15 protein-coding genes are annotated in these 16288 nt (G+C 64.2%); 2 read left to right on the top strand and 13 right to left on the bottom strand.

The annotated features are described in order from the left end of the window. Positions 1-54 precede the first annotated feature (54 nt). The 3 genes from proS to phaR all read right to left on the bottom strand — a co-directional run bounded on the left by proS (position 55) and on the right by phaR (position 2600). On the bottom strand, positions 55-1581 hold the full coding sequence (proS, locus tag BRX37_RS06630; RefSeq protein WP_125985996.1) for a proline--tRNA ligase: 1527 nt from the start codon (positions 1579-1581) through the stop codon (positions 55-57). Between the two features lie 89 nt (positions 1582-1670). Beyond that, the gene (locus tag BRX37_RS06625) at positions 1671-2015 is read right to left on the bottom strand and encodes a hypothetical protein (protein WP_125985995.1); all 345 of its coding nucleotides are present in this window, start codon (positions 2013-2015) and stop codon (positions 1671-1673) included. Between the two features lie 6 nt (positions 2016-2021). Beyond that, entirely contained in the window at positions 2022-2600 is a 579-nt protein-coding gene (phaR, locus tag BRX37_RS06620) for a polyhydroxyalkanoate synthesis repressor PhaR (RefSeq protein ID WP_017502180.1), read from the bottom strand. 124 nt (positions 2601-2724) lie between these two features. Here phaR and BRX37_RS06615 point away from each other — a divergent pair, with 124 nt between their 5' ends. Both BRX37_RS06615 and BRX37_RS06610 read left to right on the top strand, forming a co-directional pair. Beyond that, positions 2725-3699 (top strand): alpha/beta fold hydrolase, encoded by a 975-nt coding sequence (locus tag BRX37_RS06615; protein WP_125985994.1) that lies wholly within the window; start codon positions 2725-2727, stop codon positions 3697-3699. A 50-nt stretch (positions 3700-3749) separates the two neighbouring features. Then, a complete protein-coding gene (locus BRX37_RS06610; RefSeq protein ID WP_004207221.1) occupies positions 3750-4922 on the top strand; it encodes an acetyl-CoA C-acetyltransferase in 1173 nt (390 codons plus the stop codon). A 167-nt stretch (positions 4923-5089) separates the two neighbouring features. On the opposite strand, the gene alr is transcribed toward BRX37_RS06610, so the two are convergent. The 10 genes from alr to BRX37_RS06565 form a co-directional block, all read right to left on the bottom strand. Continuing rightward, the gene (alr, locus tag BRX37_RS06605) at positions 5090-6133 is read right to left on the bottom strand and encodes an alanine racemase (RefSeq protein WP_125985993.1); all 1044 of its coding nucleotides are present in this window, start codon (positions 6131-6133) and stop codon (positions 5090-5092) included. A 27-nt stretch (positions 6134-6160) separates the two neighbouring features. Further along, positions 6161-7750, bottom strand: coding sequence for an MFS transporter (locus BRX37_RS06600; protein ID WP_125985992.1), 1590 nt, complete (start codon positions 7748-7750; stop codon positions 6161-6163). Positions 7751-7884: 134 nt separating this feature from the next. Beyond that, positions 7885-8256, bottom strand: a complete 372-nt coding sequence (locus BRX37_RS06595) for a tRNA-binding protein (RefSeq protein ID WP_125985991.1) — start codon at positions 8254-8256, stop codon at positions 7885-7887. Between the two features lie 143 nt (positions 8257-8399). Further along, entirely contained in the window at positions 8400-10397 is a 1998-nt protein-coding gene (locus BRX37_RS06590) for an acetyl-CoA carboxylase biotin carboxylase subunit (protein WP_125985990.1), read from the bottom strand. After that, the gene (locus tag BRX37_RS06585) at positions 10398-10613 is read right to left on the bottom strand and encodes a hypothetical protein (protein WP_125985989.1); all 216 of its coding nucleotides are present in this window, start codon (positions 10611-10613) and stop codon (positions 10398-10400) included. After that, entirely contained in the window at positions 10610-10747 is a 138-nt protein-coding gene (locus BRX37_RS26670) for a hypothetical protein (RefSeq protein WP_159366225.1), read from the bottom strand. The genes BRX37_RS06585 and BRX37_RS26670 overlap by 4 nt, the downstream gene beginning before the upstream one ends. After that, entirely contained in the window at positions 10744-11757 is a 1014-nt protein-coding gene (bioB, locus tag BRX37_RS06580; RefSeq protein ID WP_125985988.1) for a biotin synthase BioB, read from the bottom strand. Before bioB ends, BRX37_RS26670 begins: the two co-directional genes overlap by 4 nt. After that, positions 11758-13911 (bottom strand): methylmalonyl-CoA mutase, encoded by a 2154-nt coding sequence (scpA, locus tag BRX37_RS06575; protein ID WP_125985987.1) that lies wholly within the window; start codon positions 13909-13911, stop codon positions 11758-11760. A gap of 167 nt (positions 13912-14078) precedes the next feature. Beyond that, positions 14079-14519: a methylmalonyl-CoA epimerase gene (mce, locus tag BRX37_RS06570; RefSeq protein WP_125985986.1), complete on the bottom strand. Its 441-nt coding sequence runs from the start codon at positions 14517-14519 to the stop codon at positions 14079-14081. Positions 14520-14633: 114 nt separating this feature from the next. Continuing rightward, the gene (locus BRX37_RS06565; RefSeq protein ID WP_010338814.1) at positions 14634-16166 is read right to left on the bottom strand and encodes an acyl-CoA carboxylase subunit beta; all 1533 of its coding nucleotides are present in this window, start codon (positions 16164-16166) and stop codon (positions 14634-14636) included. Between the last annotated feature and the right edge of the window lie 122 nt (positions 16167-16288).

Raw genomic sequence — 16288 nt, 5'->3', positions numbered from 1 at the left:
TTCGCTTCGAGCGTAGTCGAGAAGCTTTTCCCGACTACGCTCGAAACCATCATTTTAGTAGCTGCGGCCCACCAGCACCCGCTCCACCGCCGTGCCGCCGGTGAAGATGCAGGCGCCGTCCGCTGCTTCGGCATCGGTCGGCACGTTGCGCAGGGTGAGCTTCTCGCCCTTGAGCCACTGCACAACCTTCTCCAGTGCCTCGCCGGTCGGCTTGGCCCACTGGACCAGCGCCCAGCCGGGGTTCTTGCTGGCCTTGAAATAGGCCTTGAGTGCGTCGAGATCGGTGATCGACCTGTCGATATTGCCATCCAGACGCGCCTTGGCATCGGCAAACAGCGACGCCTGAATGTGTCCGAGCAAGTTGGTCACATTTGCGACAAACGCGGCTTTCAGCATAATCTGGCTGTCGAGCTTGCCATCCTCGCGATAGAGGCGATCGCGGCGGATGACCGAGACATTGCCGCCGGCAACGTCGCGGCCGCCCACTTCGATCACGATCGGCGCGCCCTTCTTGACCCAGCCCCAGCGCTTGGTCGCGGCCTTGGACGGACGCTTGTCGAGCAGCGCGCGGACCGGCTCGCGGAATACGTCCAGACCGTTCAGCTGGTTCACCAGGTCGGTGCAATAATCGACGATCGCGGCGTCTTCCTCGGTATCGCGCAGCATCGGCACGACCACGACCTGATAGGGCGCGACGCGCGGCGGCACGCGCAGGCCGTCATCATCGCCATGCACCATGATCAGGCCGCCGATCATGCGGGTCGACATACCCCAACTGGTGGTCTGGGCCAGTTCCTGCTGCCCTTCGGCATTCTGGAACTTGATATTCTGCGCCTGGCTGAAGGTCGTGCCCAGGAAATGCGAGGTGCCGGCCTGCAGCGCCTTGCCGTCCTGCATCATCGCCTCGATCGAATAGGTCGCGACGGCGCCGGGGAAACGCTCATTCTCCGGCTTCTCGCCCGCGACCACCGGCAGGCCGACACATTCTTCGGCGAAGCTGCGATAGACTTCGAGCATCTTCATCGTCTCTTCCATCGCTTCATCGACGGTCGAGTGCGCAGTATGCCCTTCCTGCCACAGGAATTCGCTGGTGCGCAGGAACATGCGGGTGCGCATTTCCCAGCGGACGACGTTCGCCCACTGGTTGATCAGCACCGGCAGGTCGCGCCAGCTCTGAACCCAGCGGCTGAAGGCGGCCCCGATCACGGTTTCCGACGTCGGGCGCACGACCAGCGGCTCTTCCAACTTCGCTTCGGGATCGGGCACCATCTTGCCGTCCTTCTGGATCAGGCGATGATGGGTGACGACCGCCATTTCCTTGGCGAAGCCGTCGACATGCTCGGCTTCCTTCTCGAAATAGGAAAGCGGGATGAACAGCGGGAAATAGCAATTTTCATGGCCGGTCTGCTTGATGCGCGCATCAAGCAGGGTCTGGATCCGTTCCCAGATGCCATAGCCCCAGGGACGGATCACCATGCAGCCGCGCACGCCGCTTTCCTCGGCCATGTCGGCTTCGGTGATGACGGCCTGATACCAGGCAGCGAAATCCTGTTCGCGGGTAACGTTAAGGGCGTGTTTCACGGGGTCTGTCGCCTGTCTAAAAGTGGATGGCGCGCCATAGGCCAGACCCGCCATCCCTGTCGACCCCCAAGCATCGCGCCGGACGGCGTTCAGTTGGCGTCGGCGCCCAGTCGCTCCAGCCAGGCCTTGGCCTGCTTGGGTTCGCCCACCGCATCAGCCGCCGGCTTGCCCCGCGCCGCCAGAAAGGCGGGATGGAGATCGAACGGTTCCAGCCCCAGCGTGTCGCGCATCGCATCAATCTCTTGCGCCAGTTCGTCCAACTGCGCGAGCACCGGCGCGGTCTTCGCGCGGGCGCTGCGATCCTGTTGATGGTCGAACAGGCCCCAGCGCCCGCCAGCGGTCACGCGCAGCGCCGCAATCAGCGCCGCGCGATATTCCTCTTCCAGCTCCGCCCGGCGGACATCCAGGCGCTCCAGTCTATCCGCCTTGGCCATGGTGGATCAGCTCAGCTTGTCGATCTTCGCATTGAGCGCAGCCAGTTGCGCCTTCAGGACGGCGATCTCGTCATCCTTGCTTTCTTCGGTCGCGGCTGGGGTCGGGCTGGGCGTGGCGCCCGGCATGCCCGGAACCCCATTGCCGAACGCGCTCGCCGCGGCCTCGAACATCTGCATGTTGCGCTTGGCGATCTCGGCCAGCGGGCCGCCACCAAAGGCGCCCTTCATGGCTTCCTGGAACTGCTGCTGGTTCTTGCGGAAGGCGTCCATCGACGCTTCGAGATATTGCGGCACCATCGACTGCATGGAATCGCCATACATGGCGATCAGCTGGCGCAGGAAGTTGACCGGCAGCATGTTCTTGCCGCGCTGTTCTTCTTCCATGATGATCTGGGTCAGGACATTATGGGTGATGTCCTCGCCGGTCTTCGCGTCGACGACGACGAACTCGCGCCCCTCGCGGGTCATCTGCGACAAAAGGTCCAGCGTGATATAACTTGAAGTTTCGGTGTTATAGAGCCGCCTGTTAGCGTACTTCTTGATAACCACCGGTTCGGATTCATTAGCAGCCTTCGATTTGGCCATGCCTGTCTCTCCCTCACCTGCTCATCCCGCATTAGCACAGGGCGATGCCGCGCCGCAACATGGCCCGCGTCCTTTACCCCTTTTTCTCAACATTTTATGGCGCGAAACGGAGCATGATCCTGATTTGCGTCGCCGCGCCTTCATCGGCCTGCGTCGCTATCAGGAGGCGCAGCGTCCGTCGCCACCACCACCATGCCCCATCGCCGCAACGGCGGGCAGTGCCCGGCTGCTGCGGTATCAAGCTGATTTGGCACCGGAAAACGATCGGGCGCCGGTCGTCTTCATCCCCTCCCTGATCAACCCGCCACAGGTGCTGGACCTGTCGGAAAGCCGCTCCATGCTGCGCCATATGGCCGCAGCGGGCCATGATGCCTATCTGGTCGATTGGGGCGCGCCGACGGCCGCCAACCGCAGCCTCGGCTTGGACAAGCATGTCACCGACCGGCTCATACCGATGCTCGCTGCATTGCGGCGCCCACCGATCCTGGTCGGCTATTGCCTGGGCGGCACGATCGCCATTGCAGCCGCAGCATTGCACCGGGTCGCGGCGCTGGCGACCATCGCCTCGCCCTGGAACTTTGCCGGCTTCCCGCCCGCCGACCTTGCCGAGATCGCCGCCCTGTGGCGCGGCGCAAAGCCGGTGTGCGACCGGCTCGGCTATGTGCCGATGGAGGCGCTGCAATCGGGCTTCTGGGCACTCGACCCACAGCGCACCGTGCAGAAATATGCGGCCTTCGCCGACATGGCAGCCGGCTCCGACGAGGAACGCGCCTTCCTCGCGGTCGAGGACTGGGCCAATGAGGGCGCACCGCTCACCTATGCCGCCGGGCAGCAATTGTTCGAGATGCTCTATGCGGCGAATGCGAGCGGGCAAAACGAATGGCACATCGACGGGACCGTCATAGACCCGGCCTCGCTCCCCTGCCCCAGCTTGTCGATCGCTTCCGCAACCGATCGAATCGTGCCCGCAACGGCCGCCCCGTCCCTTACGGAAAGCCGGATATTGAACCTTGGCCATGTCGGCATGATATTGAGCCAGCGGGCACCCGACATGCTGTGGCATCCGCTGTCCCTTTGGCTTTCCCGCCATGGCGGATGATGTTATGTGCGCCTGCGAAAACAACATTACCACAAGTGAGGATCGAGCCTTTGTCAGACATCGTCATTACCGCCGCCAAGCGTACCGCCGTGGGCAGTTTCATGGGCGCCTTCGGCACGACTCCGGCACATGAACTGGGCCGCCAGGCCATCCTCGCCGCGCTGGCACAGGCCGCCGTCGCGCCCGAAGAAGTGGACGAAGTGATCCTGGGCCAGATCCTCACCGCCGGCCAGGGCCAGAACCCTGCCCGTCAGGCGGCCGTCAACGCCGGCATCCCGGTCGAGCGCACCGCCATCGGCCTCAACCAGCTGTGCGGATCGGGCCTGCGCGCCGTCGCGCTCGCGGCACAGGCGATCAAGGCGGGCGACGCCCGCATCATGGTCGCGGGCGGCCAGGAAAGCATGTCGCTCGCCCCCCATGCCCAGATGCTGCGCGGCGGCACCAAGATGGGTCCGGTCAGCTTTGTCGACACGATGATCCATGACGGCCTGACCGACGCGTTCCAGGGCTATCATATGGGCATTACCGCCGAGAACCTGGCCGAGAAATATCAGATCAGCCGCGAGGCGCAGGACGAGTTCGCCGTCGCCAGCCAGAATAAGGCGGAAGCCGCGCGCGCGTCGGGCCGCTTCGCCGATGAAATCCTGCCCGTGACCATCAAGGGCCGCAAGGGCGACACCATCGTCGACCAGGACGAATATATCCGCGCCGGTGCCACGATCGAAGCGCTGCAGGGCCTGCGCCCGGCCTTCAAGAAGGACGGCACCGTGACCGCCGGCAATGCCAGCGGCATTAATGACGGTGCCGCCGCACTGGTGGTGATGAGCGCCGATGAAGCCGCCAAGCGCGGCGCCACCATCCTGGGCCGCATCGCCAGCTTCGCCACCTGCGGCGTCGATCCGTCGATCATGGGCATCGGCCCGGCCCCGGCCAGCCGCAAGGCGCTGGAAAAGGCAGGCTGGTCGGTCGCCGACCTCGACCTCATCGAAGCAAACGAAGCCTTCGCGGCGCAGGCGCTGGCCGTCGGTCAGGAACTGGGTTGGGATCCGGCCAAGGTCAATGTCAATGGCGGCGCGATCGCGATCGGCCATCCGGTCGGCGCGTCGGGCGCGCGCGTGCTGACCACGCTGCTGTATGAAATGGCGAAGCGCGACGCGAAGAAGGGTCTTGCCACCCTGTGCGTCGGCGGCGGCATGGGCGTGTCGATGTGCATCGAGCGCTGAGCGCCATCCATTAGATAGTGAAGGGGCGCCGGTCTTGCGATCGGCGCCCTTTTTGCTGTTAGAGCCCATACTAGCCCGCTCCCCCGCCCAACCACCCGACAGGATGACACTGGATCGGGCGGTTGGGCGGGGGAGCGGGCCGGAACCGGTTTTTCTAAAACAGACTCTCAGGCCCAGATGCGGTCGAACCGTTTGCCCAGGCCCGTTAGCAGCTCATATTGCGACAGTCCCGACGCCTGGGCTGCCTGCGGCAGATCATAGTCGATCGTCAGCCAGTCGCCCTCCGCGACATCCGGGCGCGCGCCGACGTCGACGGCCAGCAGATCCATCGACACCCGGCCCAGCACCGGCAGCCGGATGCCATCGACCAGCGCCGCGCCCCGCCCCGAAAAGCCGCGCAGATAGCCGTCGGCATAGCCGATGTTGAGGATCGCGATCTCCAGATCGCGCTCGGCCCGATGGGTGGCGTTATAGCCGATCGTGTCGCCGGCGATGACCGCGCGACGCTGCAATATCTGGGCCTGTGGCTGGACCACCGAGCGGAGATGCGGCGCCGCATCGGGATGCGGCACGCCGCCATAAAGGGCGATACCCGGCCGGGTCAGGTCGAAGCCATAGTCCGCGCCCATGCAGATGCCTGCACTGTTGGCGAGGCTGTAGCGCAGCGCCGGCACTGCGGCCCGGACATCCCGGAAGCGGGCCAGTTGCGTCGGGTTGAGATCGCTGTCCTCGTCCGCAGACGCGAGATGGCTTAGCAGCGTGACAATCTCCAGCCCATCGACCAGTTCGCCAAGGTCGGCGCGCCAGTCGAGGCCCAGCCGATTCATGCCGGTATCGATCATCAGGTCGCAGGCGCCACCGCCCGCCGCCTTCCAGCGCGCCACCTGTCCGGGCGTACAGAGCACCGGCCGCGCCCGCGAGGTCAGCGCCTGCGCCATATCCTCGTCGCGCACGCCGTGCAGGACGGCGAAGTTCACATCGTCCATCTGCGCTTCGAGCGCCGCCGCTTCGCCCCAGTTGGAGACGAAGAAATCGCGGCAGCCCGCGCTTTTCAGCCGCTGCATGACGCCGGCCGAACCCAGGCCATAGCCATCGGCCTTGATCGCCGCGCCACAGGCCGGGGCGCCGCCCTGCCGCGCCAGCCAGCGCCAGTTGGAAAGCAGCGCATCGCCATCAAGGCGCAGGCGGAGCGGAGCGATATAGCCAGTCATTGCCCGCAGCCGATAGCGCGCCGGGGCTCAGGCGTCGAGGGGGCGTCCTTTCGTTTCCGGCAAGGCGACGAGGCAGGTGACCAGCGCCAGCGCCACCACGACGATCGTGTACCATAGGCCGGCATAGGGATCGCCGGTCCGCGCGACGATATATTGGCTGACCAGCGGCAGGAAACCGCCGAAATAGCCGGTGCCGATATGATAGGGGATGGAGAGCGAACTGTAGCGGATGCGGGCCGGGAAATATTCCGACAGAAGCGCCGCGACCGGGCCATAGGTCGCACCCGACAGGGTCCAGAGCAGCAGCAGCGCGGCGAACAGCATCAGCGCACGCGGCCAGTCGGGGCGGACGACACCGAAATCATAGCCCTGCGCCGTCAGCGCGGCATCGATCCCCTCCCTGCTGAGGTCCACCACGGCCACGCCGCCGATGCTGACCGCGGGGGCGACGCCGCTGCGCTTGTCATAGGGGATGCCGCGCTTGGAAAAATGATCGAGCAGCTTGCCGCAGGCGGTCGGCTGTATCTTGGCAAAGGGATCGAAACGGCAATCGGGGCCGCTCACCACCACCGGCGCCCGTGCTGCCGCCTGCGTCAGCGCCGGGTTCGCGGTCGCGCCCATATACTGGTAGAGCGGCATGACCAGCAGCAGCACCAGCGCATAGCCGATGACGATCGGCTTCTTGCGCCCGACCCGGTCCGACAGCCAGCCGAAGAAGATGAAGCTCGCCATGCCGGCAAAGGCGCTGCCGCCGACCAGCAACTGGGCGATGCCCGGCGCGACATGCAGGCCGCTCTGCAGGAAATAGAGCGCCTGGAACATCACCGTATAGGCGATCACGGTGAAGCCCGCGGCGATGCCGATCATCGCCACCAGCATCCGCTTCCTGTTGCCCGGCGCGGTGAAGGCTTCCTTCAGCGGGTTCTTCGCCTGTTGCCCGGCCTTCTTCATCGCCGTGAAGACCGGGCTTTCGCGCAGCATCAGCCGCATCCACAGCGAGATGGCGAGCAGCGCCAGCGAGAAGATGAAGGGAATGCGCCAGCCCCAGGCATCCCAGACCTCCATGCCGACGATCCATTGCGTGCCGACCACGACGATCAGCGACAGGATGAAGCCGCCAATCACCCCGGCCTGGATGAAGCTGGTATAGAAGCCGCGCTTTCCGGCCGGGGCATGTTCAGCGACATAGATGGCCGCGCCGCCATATTCGCCGCCCAGCGCCAGCCCCTGCGCGATGCGGAGCAGGATCAGGATGACCGGCGCGGCGACGCCGATGCTGGCGGCCGACGGGGTGAGCCCCACGCCCGCCGTCGCCAGCCCCATCAGGACGATGGTGGCAAGGAACGTATATTTGCGCCCCAGCCGATCGCCCAGATAGCCAAACAGCATCGCACCGAGCGGTCGGAAGCCGAAGCCGATCGCGAAGCCGGCGAGCGAATAGAGCAGTTCCACGGTCGGATTGTCGGTCGGAAAGAAGGTACGGCCGATGATCGGCGCCAGCACGCCATAGATGTAGAAATCATACCATTCGAACACCGTGCCGAGTGCCGAAGCGGTGATGACCAACCGGTCCCGCTTCGCATCCATCACATAGTCGCCCCCGACCGCCCGCGTCATCCCGCCCCCTTAACTTCGCATATTTCCCGTATATTTTGACATCTTCATGCGCCAACGGGAAAGGAAACTTCCAATAACGCGCACATAGCCGTCATGCGGACGGGATAGCATGGCGCCGCCCATGTAGGACAGGTTCAGAACAGCCGCGAACCGTTCGGGACGGGCTTGTCGGGTGCGAACAGCATGACGGCGCCGGCCGCGTCGGCGAAGCCCAGGGTCAGCACTTCCGACATGAACTTGCCGATCTGGCGCGGCGGGAAATTGACCACGGCGGCGACCTGACGACCGGGCAGGTCTTCCAGTGCGTGGTTCTCCGTAATCTGGGCGCTGGACTTCTTGTGACCGATCGTCGGGCCGAAATCGATCAGCAGCTTGTAGGCGGGCTTGCGCGCCTCGGGATAGGGCTCGGCCGAGACGATCGTGCCGACGCGGATGTCCACCTTCAGGAAATCGTCGAAGCCGATCGGGTCGGCCGCGGGGGCGCTGGGGTCGTGGGTCAGATGCATGCAGGAACTCCATCTCCTCCCCGCCTGCGGGGAGGTGGCGGCGAAGCCGACGGAGGGGGCGTGCCCCAAATGCGAGGCCGCGTCCAGAAGCATCCCCCCCTCCACCACTTCGTGGTCCCCCTCCCCGTTCCGGGGAGGAATGCTTATTCCAGTTCCAGGATCACCGCGTCGACCGGCAGGCTTTCGCCCTGTGCCGCCGACACGCTCTTGACCGTGCCCGCCTTGCCGGCGCGCAGGATATTTTCCATCTTCATCGCCTCGATCACGGCGAGCGGCTGGCCGATCTCGACCTTGTCGCCCTGCTTGACGTTAAGTGCGACCAGCAGGCCGGGCATCGGGCAGATAAGGAAACGCGACAGATCCGGCGGGATCTTCTCGATCATGTGTGCGGCATAGGGCGCGGCGTGGGCGGGCAGGATGCGCAGCTTGTGGCTGGCGCCATGGGCGGTCAGCACGAAGCCCGACCGCATCGGCGCGATCCGCACCGCCAACTGCTCTTCGCCAAATTCCGCCTCGATCAGGCGATCGCCCGGCGTATATTCCAGCGCCATGTCGATGCTCTCGCCATCGACCGTCACTTCGTCGCCGTCGATCACGACGTCATGGATCGCATCCCCGATCTTCACCTGCCAGCCAGTCGGCGGCGACAGGCGACGGCCAAGTTGCCCGTCGATGCGGCGGGCGCGGTCGGCCTGCGCCATCGCGGCGAAGGCACCGATCGCGGACAGGCGCTGGAGCAATTCCGCCGACGCGGGCGCGCCGGTGAAGCCTTCAGGATATTCCTCGGCGATGAAGCCGGTGGTGATATTGCCCGAGCGGAAGCGCTCATGCTGCATCAGCGCGGACACGAAGTCGATATTATGGCCCGGCCCTTCGATCTCGAACTTGTCGAGCGCCTCGATCTGCTTGTCGATCGCCTCCAGACGGGTCGGCGCCCAGGTGATCAGCTTGGCGATCATCGGGTCGTAGAAGATCGACACCTCGCCGCCTTCCTGCACGCCATCATCCACGCGGATCAGCGCGCCGCTCTCATCCGTGCCGGTTTCGGGCGGATTATAGCGGATCAGGCGGCCGGTGGAGGGCAGGAAGCCGCGATAGGGATCTTCGGCATAGACGCGGTTCTCGATCGACCAGCCGTTGATCTTCACATCCGCCTGACCGAAGGACAGCTTCTCGCCATTGGCGACGCGGATCATCTGTTCGACCAGGTCGACGCCGGTGATTTCCTCGGTGACGGGATGTTCCACCTGCAAGCGGGTGTTCATTTCGAGGAAGTAGAAGCCGTCGCCGGTCTTGTCCTCACCGCTGACGATCAGTTCGACCGTGCCGGCGCTGAAATAGCCGACCGCGCGGGCGAGCGCGACGCACTGCTCGCCCATCTTCTTGCGCATTTCCGGGGACACGAAGGGGGATGGCGCTTCCTCGACCACCTTCTGGTGGCGGCGCTGGATCGAGCATTCGCGTTCGTTGAGATACACGATATTGCCATGCTGGTCGCCCAGTATCTGAATTTCGATATGGCGCGGGCTTTCGATGAACTTCTCGATGAAGACGCGGTCGTCGCCGAAGCTGTTGAGGCCTTCGCGCTTGGTCGCTTCAAAGCCTTCGCGGACATCCTGTTCGCTATAGGCGAGGCGCATACCCTTGCCGCCGCCGCCGGCCGATGCCTTCATCATCACCGGATAGCCGATCTCGTTGGAGATCTTCACCGCATGTTCGGTGTCGTCGATCACGCCGACGAAACCGGGCACGACATTGACGCCCGCTTCCATCGCCAGCTTCTTGGATTCGATCTTGTCGCCCATCGCCGCGATGGCATTGGCGGGCGGGCCGACGAAGATGATGCCCTCGGCGTCCAGCGCCTTGCGGAAGCTCTCGCGCTCGGAGAGGAAGCCATAGCCGGGATGGACGGCGTCGGCGCCGGTCGCCTTGCACGCTTCGATGATCTTGTCGGCCAGCAGATAGGACTGGGCGGCGGGCGGCGGGCCGATATGCACGGCTTCATCGGCCATCAGCACATGCGGCGCGCGGGCGTCGGCATCGGAATAGACCGCGACGGTCTTGATGCCCATCTTCTTGGCCGTGCGCATGACACGGCACGCAATTTCGCCACGGTTCGCGATCAGGATTTTCTTTATCATTCAGGAATTTCCTCGCCCAGATAGGAGGATGCGCAACGCGATGATGTAACCGACGGTGGACAACCCGAAGATAGCAATGCTCAAAGCAAAGTTGTCACCGGGCAGTACGTGCGCATCCGAGAAGAACAAAAAATAGGAAAGGGCAGCGCCCAGTGGCCCCATGGCCAGCCACTGGATCGTCAACCAGATCAACAGGTAGAGCTTGCCGGCGCTCACTCTGCCAACCCAAAAACCTGACCGTCACCCTGAACTTGTTTCAGGGTCCATTCCTCCCCACGCACCACCACGCCCGAAGGCATAATGGATGCTGAAACAAGTTCAGCATGACGTGTGGGGAGGAGCAGCGTCACTCAGCCGCCTCCAGCTCGACCTTCACTTCGGCCTGCATCGGCACGACGCCGAGCTTGGCGAACAGCGCCGCGTCGGCATTGTCGCCGGCGTTGGCAGTGGTCAGCAGCTTGTCACCGGTGAAGATGCTGTTCGCGCCGGCCATGAAGCAGAGCGCCTGGCAGCTATCCGACATGCTCTCGCGGCCCGCGGACAGGCGCACCATGCTCTCCGGCATCACGATCCGCGCAACAGCCACCGTGCGGACGAACTCGATCTCGTCGATCTTCGCCAGCGGCGTGTCGGCCAGCATATTGCCCAGCACCGTGCCCTTGACCGGGACCAGCGCGTTGATCGGCACGCTCTGCGGATGGACCGGCAGCACGGCGAGCGCATGGAGAAAGCCGACGCGGTCCTCGCGCGTTTCGCCCATGCCGACGATGCCGCCGCTGCAGACGTTGATGCCCGAATTACGGACATTCTCCAGCGTCACCAGACGATCGTCGAAGGTCCGGGTGGTGATGACCTTCTCATAATGTTCGGGCGAGGTGTCGATATTATGGTTGTAATAATCGAGGCCCGCCTCCGCGAGCATGTCCGCCTGGCTTTCGCTCAGCATGCCCAACGTCATGCAGGTTTCCATGCCCATCTGGCGCACGCCCTTCACCATCTCGACAATCGCGGGCATGTCGCGATCCTTGGGGTTGCGCCAGGCCGCGCCCATGCAGAAGCGCGAAGACCCTGCGTCCTTCGCCTGCGCCGCTGCCTGCATCACCGCCTGCACGCTCATCAGCTTCTCGGCCTTCAGCCCGCTTTCCGCCGAGGCCGACTGGTTGCAGTAGCCGCAATCCTCCGGGCAGCCGCCGGTCTTGATCGACAACAGGGTCGACAGCTGCACCTCGTTGCGGGGGAAGTTCGCGCGGTGGATCGACTGCGCTTCGAACATCAAGTCGCCAAAGGGCAGGTCGAACAGCGCGGCGATTTCCTCGCGCGTCCAGTCGTTGCGGGCGGTCAGGGTGCAGGGGGTATTCATTTACGCAGCTTCCTCTAGCCCCGCCGGGGGCATGTTGTGGCCGAGCAGGCGCAGCACATCGGCGGCGCACTCCACGACATTGGAACCCGGCCCATAAATGCCCTGAACCCCTGCGTCACGAAGATAGTCATAATCCTGCGGCGGGATGACCCCGCCCGCGATCACCTTGATGTCGCTACGGCCGTGGTCGCGCAGCCGGTTGATGAGTTCCGGGATCAGTGTCTTGTGCCCGGCGGCGAGCGACGAGGCGCCGACCACATCGACGCCGCTGTCGAGTGCCAGCACCACCGTCTCCTCTGGCGTCTGGAACAACGGGCCGGATACGACATCGAAGCCCATGTCGCCAAAGGCCGACGCGATGATGTTGGCGCCCCGGTCGTGCCCGTCCTGCCCCATCTTGGCGACGAGGAGTTTGGGCTTGCGGCCGAGGCGCCGTTCGACGGCCTGCACCCCGTCGAGAACCTGTTTCCAGCGGCTGTCATCCTTGTACGGCGCGCCATAGACGCCCTTCACCGGCGTCGGCTGGGTGCCATAGCGGTTGAAGCTGTCTTCCATGGCGGCCGAGATTTCGCCCAGCGTGGCGCGCGCGCGCGCGCACTCGACGGCATGGGCGAGAAGATTGGTCTCGATCGACTGCGGCGCGGCGGCGGCCTCGCGGAGCGATTGCAGCGCAGCCTGACAGGCATCCTCGTCGCGCTCCGCCTTCACCCGGTTGATGCGGGCGATCTGCGCCTCGCGGACCTTGGTGTTGTCGACTTCCAGCGTTTCGAGCAGGTCTTCGTTGGCAAGGCGATATTTGTTGACGCCAACGATGACATCCTCGCCCCGATCGACGCGGGCCTGACGGGCGGCCGCCGCAGTCTCGATCATCGCCTTGGGCCAGCCCGCACCCACGGCCTTCGCCATGCCGCCTTCGGCTTCCACGCGGTCGATAATCTCCTGCGCGGCGTCGACCAGTTGCTGGGTCAGCGCCTCGATATAATAGCTGCCGCCCAGCGGATCGACCACATTGCACATGCCGGTCTCTTCCTGGATCACGATCTGCGTGTTGCGCGCGATGCGGGCGGAAAAATCGGTCGGCAGCGCGATCGCCTCGTCCAGCGCGTTGGTGTGGAGCGACTGGGTGCCGCCCAGCATCGCCGCCATCGCCTCGATCGTGGTGCGCATGACGTTGTTATAGGGGTCTTGCTCGGTGAGGCTGACGCCCGACGTCTGGCAATGGGTGCGCAGCATCTTCGAGCGTTCATCCTGCGCGCCCAGCTTGGTCATGACGCGATGCCACAGCACGCGGGCGGCGCGCAGCTTGGCGATCTCCATGAAGAAGTTCATGCCGATGGCGAAGAAAAAGCTGAGGCGCCCGGCGAACTTGTCGATGTCGAGGCCGCTCGCCACGCCATAGCGCACATATTCCGCGCCGTCGGCGATGGTGAAGGCCAATTCCTGCACCTGCGTCGCGCCGGCTTCCTGCATATGATAGCCGGAAATGGAGATGCTGTTGAACTTGGGCATCTCGCGCGACGTATAGCCGAAAATATCGCTGATGATCCGCATCGAGGGTTCGGGCGGGTAGATATAGGTGTTGCGGACCATGAACTCCTTGAGGATGTCGTTCTGGATGGTCCCGTCGAGCAATTTGCGCTCGACCCCCTGCTCCTCGCCCGCGACGATGAAGAAGGCCAGGATCGGGATGACCGCGCCGTTCATGGTCATCGACACGCTCATCTTGTCGAGCGGAATGCCGTCGAACAGGATCTTCATATCCTCGATCGTGTCGATCGCGACGCCGGCCTTGCCGACATCGCCGACGACGCGGGGATGGTCGCTGTCATAGCCGCGATGGGTGGCGAGGTCGAAAGCGACGCTGAGCCCCTTCTGCCCGGCGGCCAGGTTGCGGCGATAGAAGGCATTGGATTCCTCGGCGGTCGAGAAGCCCGCATATTGGCGGATGGTCCAGGGCCGACCCGCATACATGGACGCGCGCACGCCACGGGTGAAGGGGGCGAAGCCCGGCAGGCCCGGATCGACGGTCACGTCCTCGGCCGTGTAGAGCGGCTTTACCACGATACCCTCCGGGGTATCCCAGTTCAGATCCTTGCCCTTCACTTCCTTGGCGGCAGCGGCAGCCCACTGGTCCAATGTCGGCTTCTCGGTCATCCTAATCCCTACCTTATTCCTCTCCCGCAGGCGGGAGAGGATACGCAGGCTTGCCAGCTTGCCTGGCTAGCCGAAGTTGGAGTGGGCTGTCCCGTGCCCACCCCGCTGCGACTAGGCGGCAAAGCCGCCAAGTCTCGCTGCCCCTCCCGCAAGCGGGAGGGGTGATATCAATGCGCACCGTCCTTCGGCGTCTCCATGATCTCGGTCAGCACCCCGTTCATATCCTTGGGGTGGACGAAGAAAATCGGCGTGCCATGGGCGCCGATGCGCGGCTCGCCTAGCACCTTCTTGCCCAGCCCCTCGAACCAGGCCTTGGCCGCCATGATGTCAGGCACTTCATAGCACATATGATGCTGCCCGCCGGCCGGGTTCTTGGCGATGAAGCCGTGGATCGGGCTATTCTCGCCCAGCGGCTCGATCAGTTCGATCTGCGTCCCCGCCGTGCCGCCTTCACCCGGTGTGTCGACGAAGCACACCTTTACCCCCTGCGCCGGCAGGTCGAACGGCTCATGCGTGATCGTCGCGCCCATGATGTCGCGATAATAGGCCAGGCTCGCCTCCAGCGAAGGCGTCGCGATGCCGATATGGTTCAAGCGGCCGAGTTTCATCACATCATTCCCAATGTCGTCATTCCCGCGAAAGCGGGAACCCATCTCCCAACCCATCCCCAAGAAGCGATGTCGGGGGATGGATCCCCGCCTTCGCGGGGATGACGTCGTTATTTAGAGCGGAATATTGTCGTGCTTCTTCCAGGGGTTCTCCAGCGCCTTGTTCTTGAGCTTGCGCAGGCCCAGCGCGATCCGCTTGCGGGTCGAGTGGGGCTGGATCACCTCGTCGATGAAGCCCTTGCTCGCCGCCACGAAGGGGTTGGCGAAGCGGTCTTCATATTCCTTGGTCTTCTCGGCAATCTCTTCGGGCGTCTTGCCGCGGAAGATGATCTCGACCGCGCCCTTGGCACCCATCACCGCGATCTCGGCGGTCGGCCAGGCATAGTTGAGGTCGCCGCGCAGATGCTTGGAGCTCATCACGTCATAGGCGCCGCCATAGGCCTTGCGGGTGATGACGGTGATCTTCGGCACGGTCGCCTCGGCATAGGCGAACAGCAGTTTCGCGCCATGCTTGATGATGCCGCTATGCTCCTGCGCGGTGCCCGGCAGGAAGCCCGGCACGTCGACGAAGGTGACGATCGGGATCTCGAACGCATCGCAGAAGCGCACGAAGCGGCCGGCCTTCTTGGACGAATTGATGTCGAGCACGCCGGCCAGCACCATCGGCTGATTGGCGATGATGCCCACCGTCTTGCCCTCGATCCGGCCAAAGCCGCACAGGATATTGCCCGCATGGGCCGGCTGCACCTCGAAGAAGTCGCCCTCGTCCACCACCTTGCGGATCAGTTCGTGCATGTCATAGGGCTGGTTGGCATTGGCCGGGATCAGCGTGTCGAGGCTGTCCTCCAGCCGGTCCCACGGGTCCGCGCTCGGGCGCTCGGGCACCGGTTCCTTGTTGGACGCCGGCAGGAAGTCAACGAAATCGCGCACCGCCAGCAGCGCCTCGATGTCGTTCTCGAACGCCACGTCCGCCACGCCCGACTTGGTCGTGTGGGTGATCGCGCCGCCCAGCTCTTCCTGCGTCACCACCTCGTTGGTGACCGTCTTGACCACGTCAGGCCCGGTCACGAACATGAAGCTGCTGTCCTTCACCATGAAGATGAAGTCGGTCATCGCCGGGGAATAGACCGCGCCGCCCGCGCACGGCCCCATGATGACGCTGATCTGCGGCACCACGCCCGACGCCAGCACATTGCGCTGGAAAATCTCGGCATAGCCGGCGAGCGAGGCGACCCCCTCCTGGATGCGCGCGCCGCCGCTGTCGTTGAGGCCGATCACCGGCGCGCCGACCTTCATCGCGATGTCCATGATCTTGCAGATCTTCATCGCGTGCCGTTCCGACACCGCACCGCCATAGACGGTGAAATCCTGGCTGAAGACATAGACGAGGCGGCCGTTGATCGTGCCCGATCCGGTGACCACGCCGTCGCCCGGAATATGCTGCTCGTCCATGCCGAAATCGATGCAATTATGTTCGACATACATGTCCAGCTCTTCAAAGCTGTCTTCGTCCAGCAGCACTTCGATCCGCTCCCGCGCGGTCAGCTTGCCCTTCCCATGCTGCGCGTCGATGCGGCGCTGGCCGCCGCCCATGCGAGCGCCCTCGCGCTTGGCTTCCAGCTGTTCGATGATGGCGAGCTTCGACATGAAAGGCTTCTCTCCAAATTCGTGGCGTCAATAGCTTGGCCGACGCCGCCTTGCCCTTCCCCTACCCAGCCGCACACAAGGTTCGCAAATGTAAATTTGCCAATTTGCAAATCGCGACTTCG

Source organism: Sphingomonas sp. S-NIH.Pt3_0716 (assembly GCF_003950715.1).
GTDB lineage: Bacteria > Pseudomonadota > Alphaproteobacteria > Sphingomonadales > Sphingomonadaceae > Sphingobium > Sphingobium yanoikuyae_A.
This window is presented reverse-complemented; position numbering and strand designations above follow the sequence as displayed.

Coding starts and splice junctions, on each gene's coding strand:
- BRX37_RS06625 (WP_125985995.1), bottom strand. CDS start 2,015: ATGGCCAAGGCGGATAGACTGGAGCGCCTGGATGTCCGCCGGGCGGAG.
- phaR (WP_017502180.1), bottom strand. CDS start 2,600: ATGGCCAAATCGAAGGCTGCTAATGAATCCGAACCGGTGGTTATCAAG.
- alr (WP_125985993.1), bottom strand. CDS start 6,133: ATGACTGGCTATATCGCTCCGCTCCGCCTGCGCCTTGATGGCGATGCG.
- BRX37_RS06600 (WP_125985992.1), bottom strand. CDS start 7,750: ATGACGCGGGCGGTCGGGGGCGACTATGTGATGGATGCGAAGCGGGAC.
- BRX37_RS06595 (WP_125985991.1), bottom strand. CDS start 8,256: ATGCATCTGACCCACGACCCCAGCGCCCCCGCGGCCGACCCGATCGGC.
- BRX37_RS06590 (WP_125985990.1), bottom strand. CDS start 10,397: ATGATAAAGAAAATCCTGATCGCGAACCGTGGCGAAATTGCGTGCCGT.
- bioB (WP_125985988.1), bottom strand. CDS start 11,757: ATGAATACCCCCTGCACCCTGACCGCCCGCAACGACTGGACGCGCGAG.
- scpA (WP_125985987.1), bottom strand. CDS start 13,911: ATGACCGAGAAGCCGACATTGGACCAGTGGGCTGCCGCTGCCGCCAAG.
- mce (WP_125985986.1), bottom strand. CDS start 14,519: ATGAAACTCGGCCGCTTGAACCATATCGGCATCGCGACGCCTTCGCTG.
- BRX37_RS06565 (WP_010338814.1), bottom strand. CDS start 16,166: ATGTCGAAGCTCGCCATCATCGAACAGCTGGAAGCCAAGCGCGAGGGC.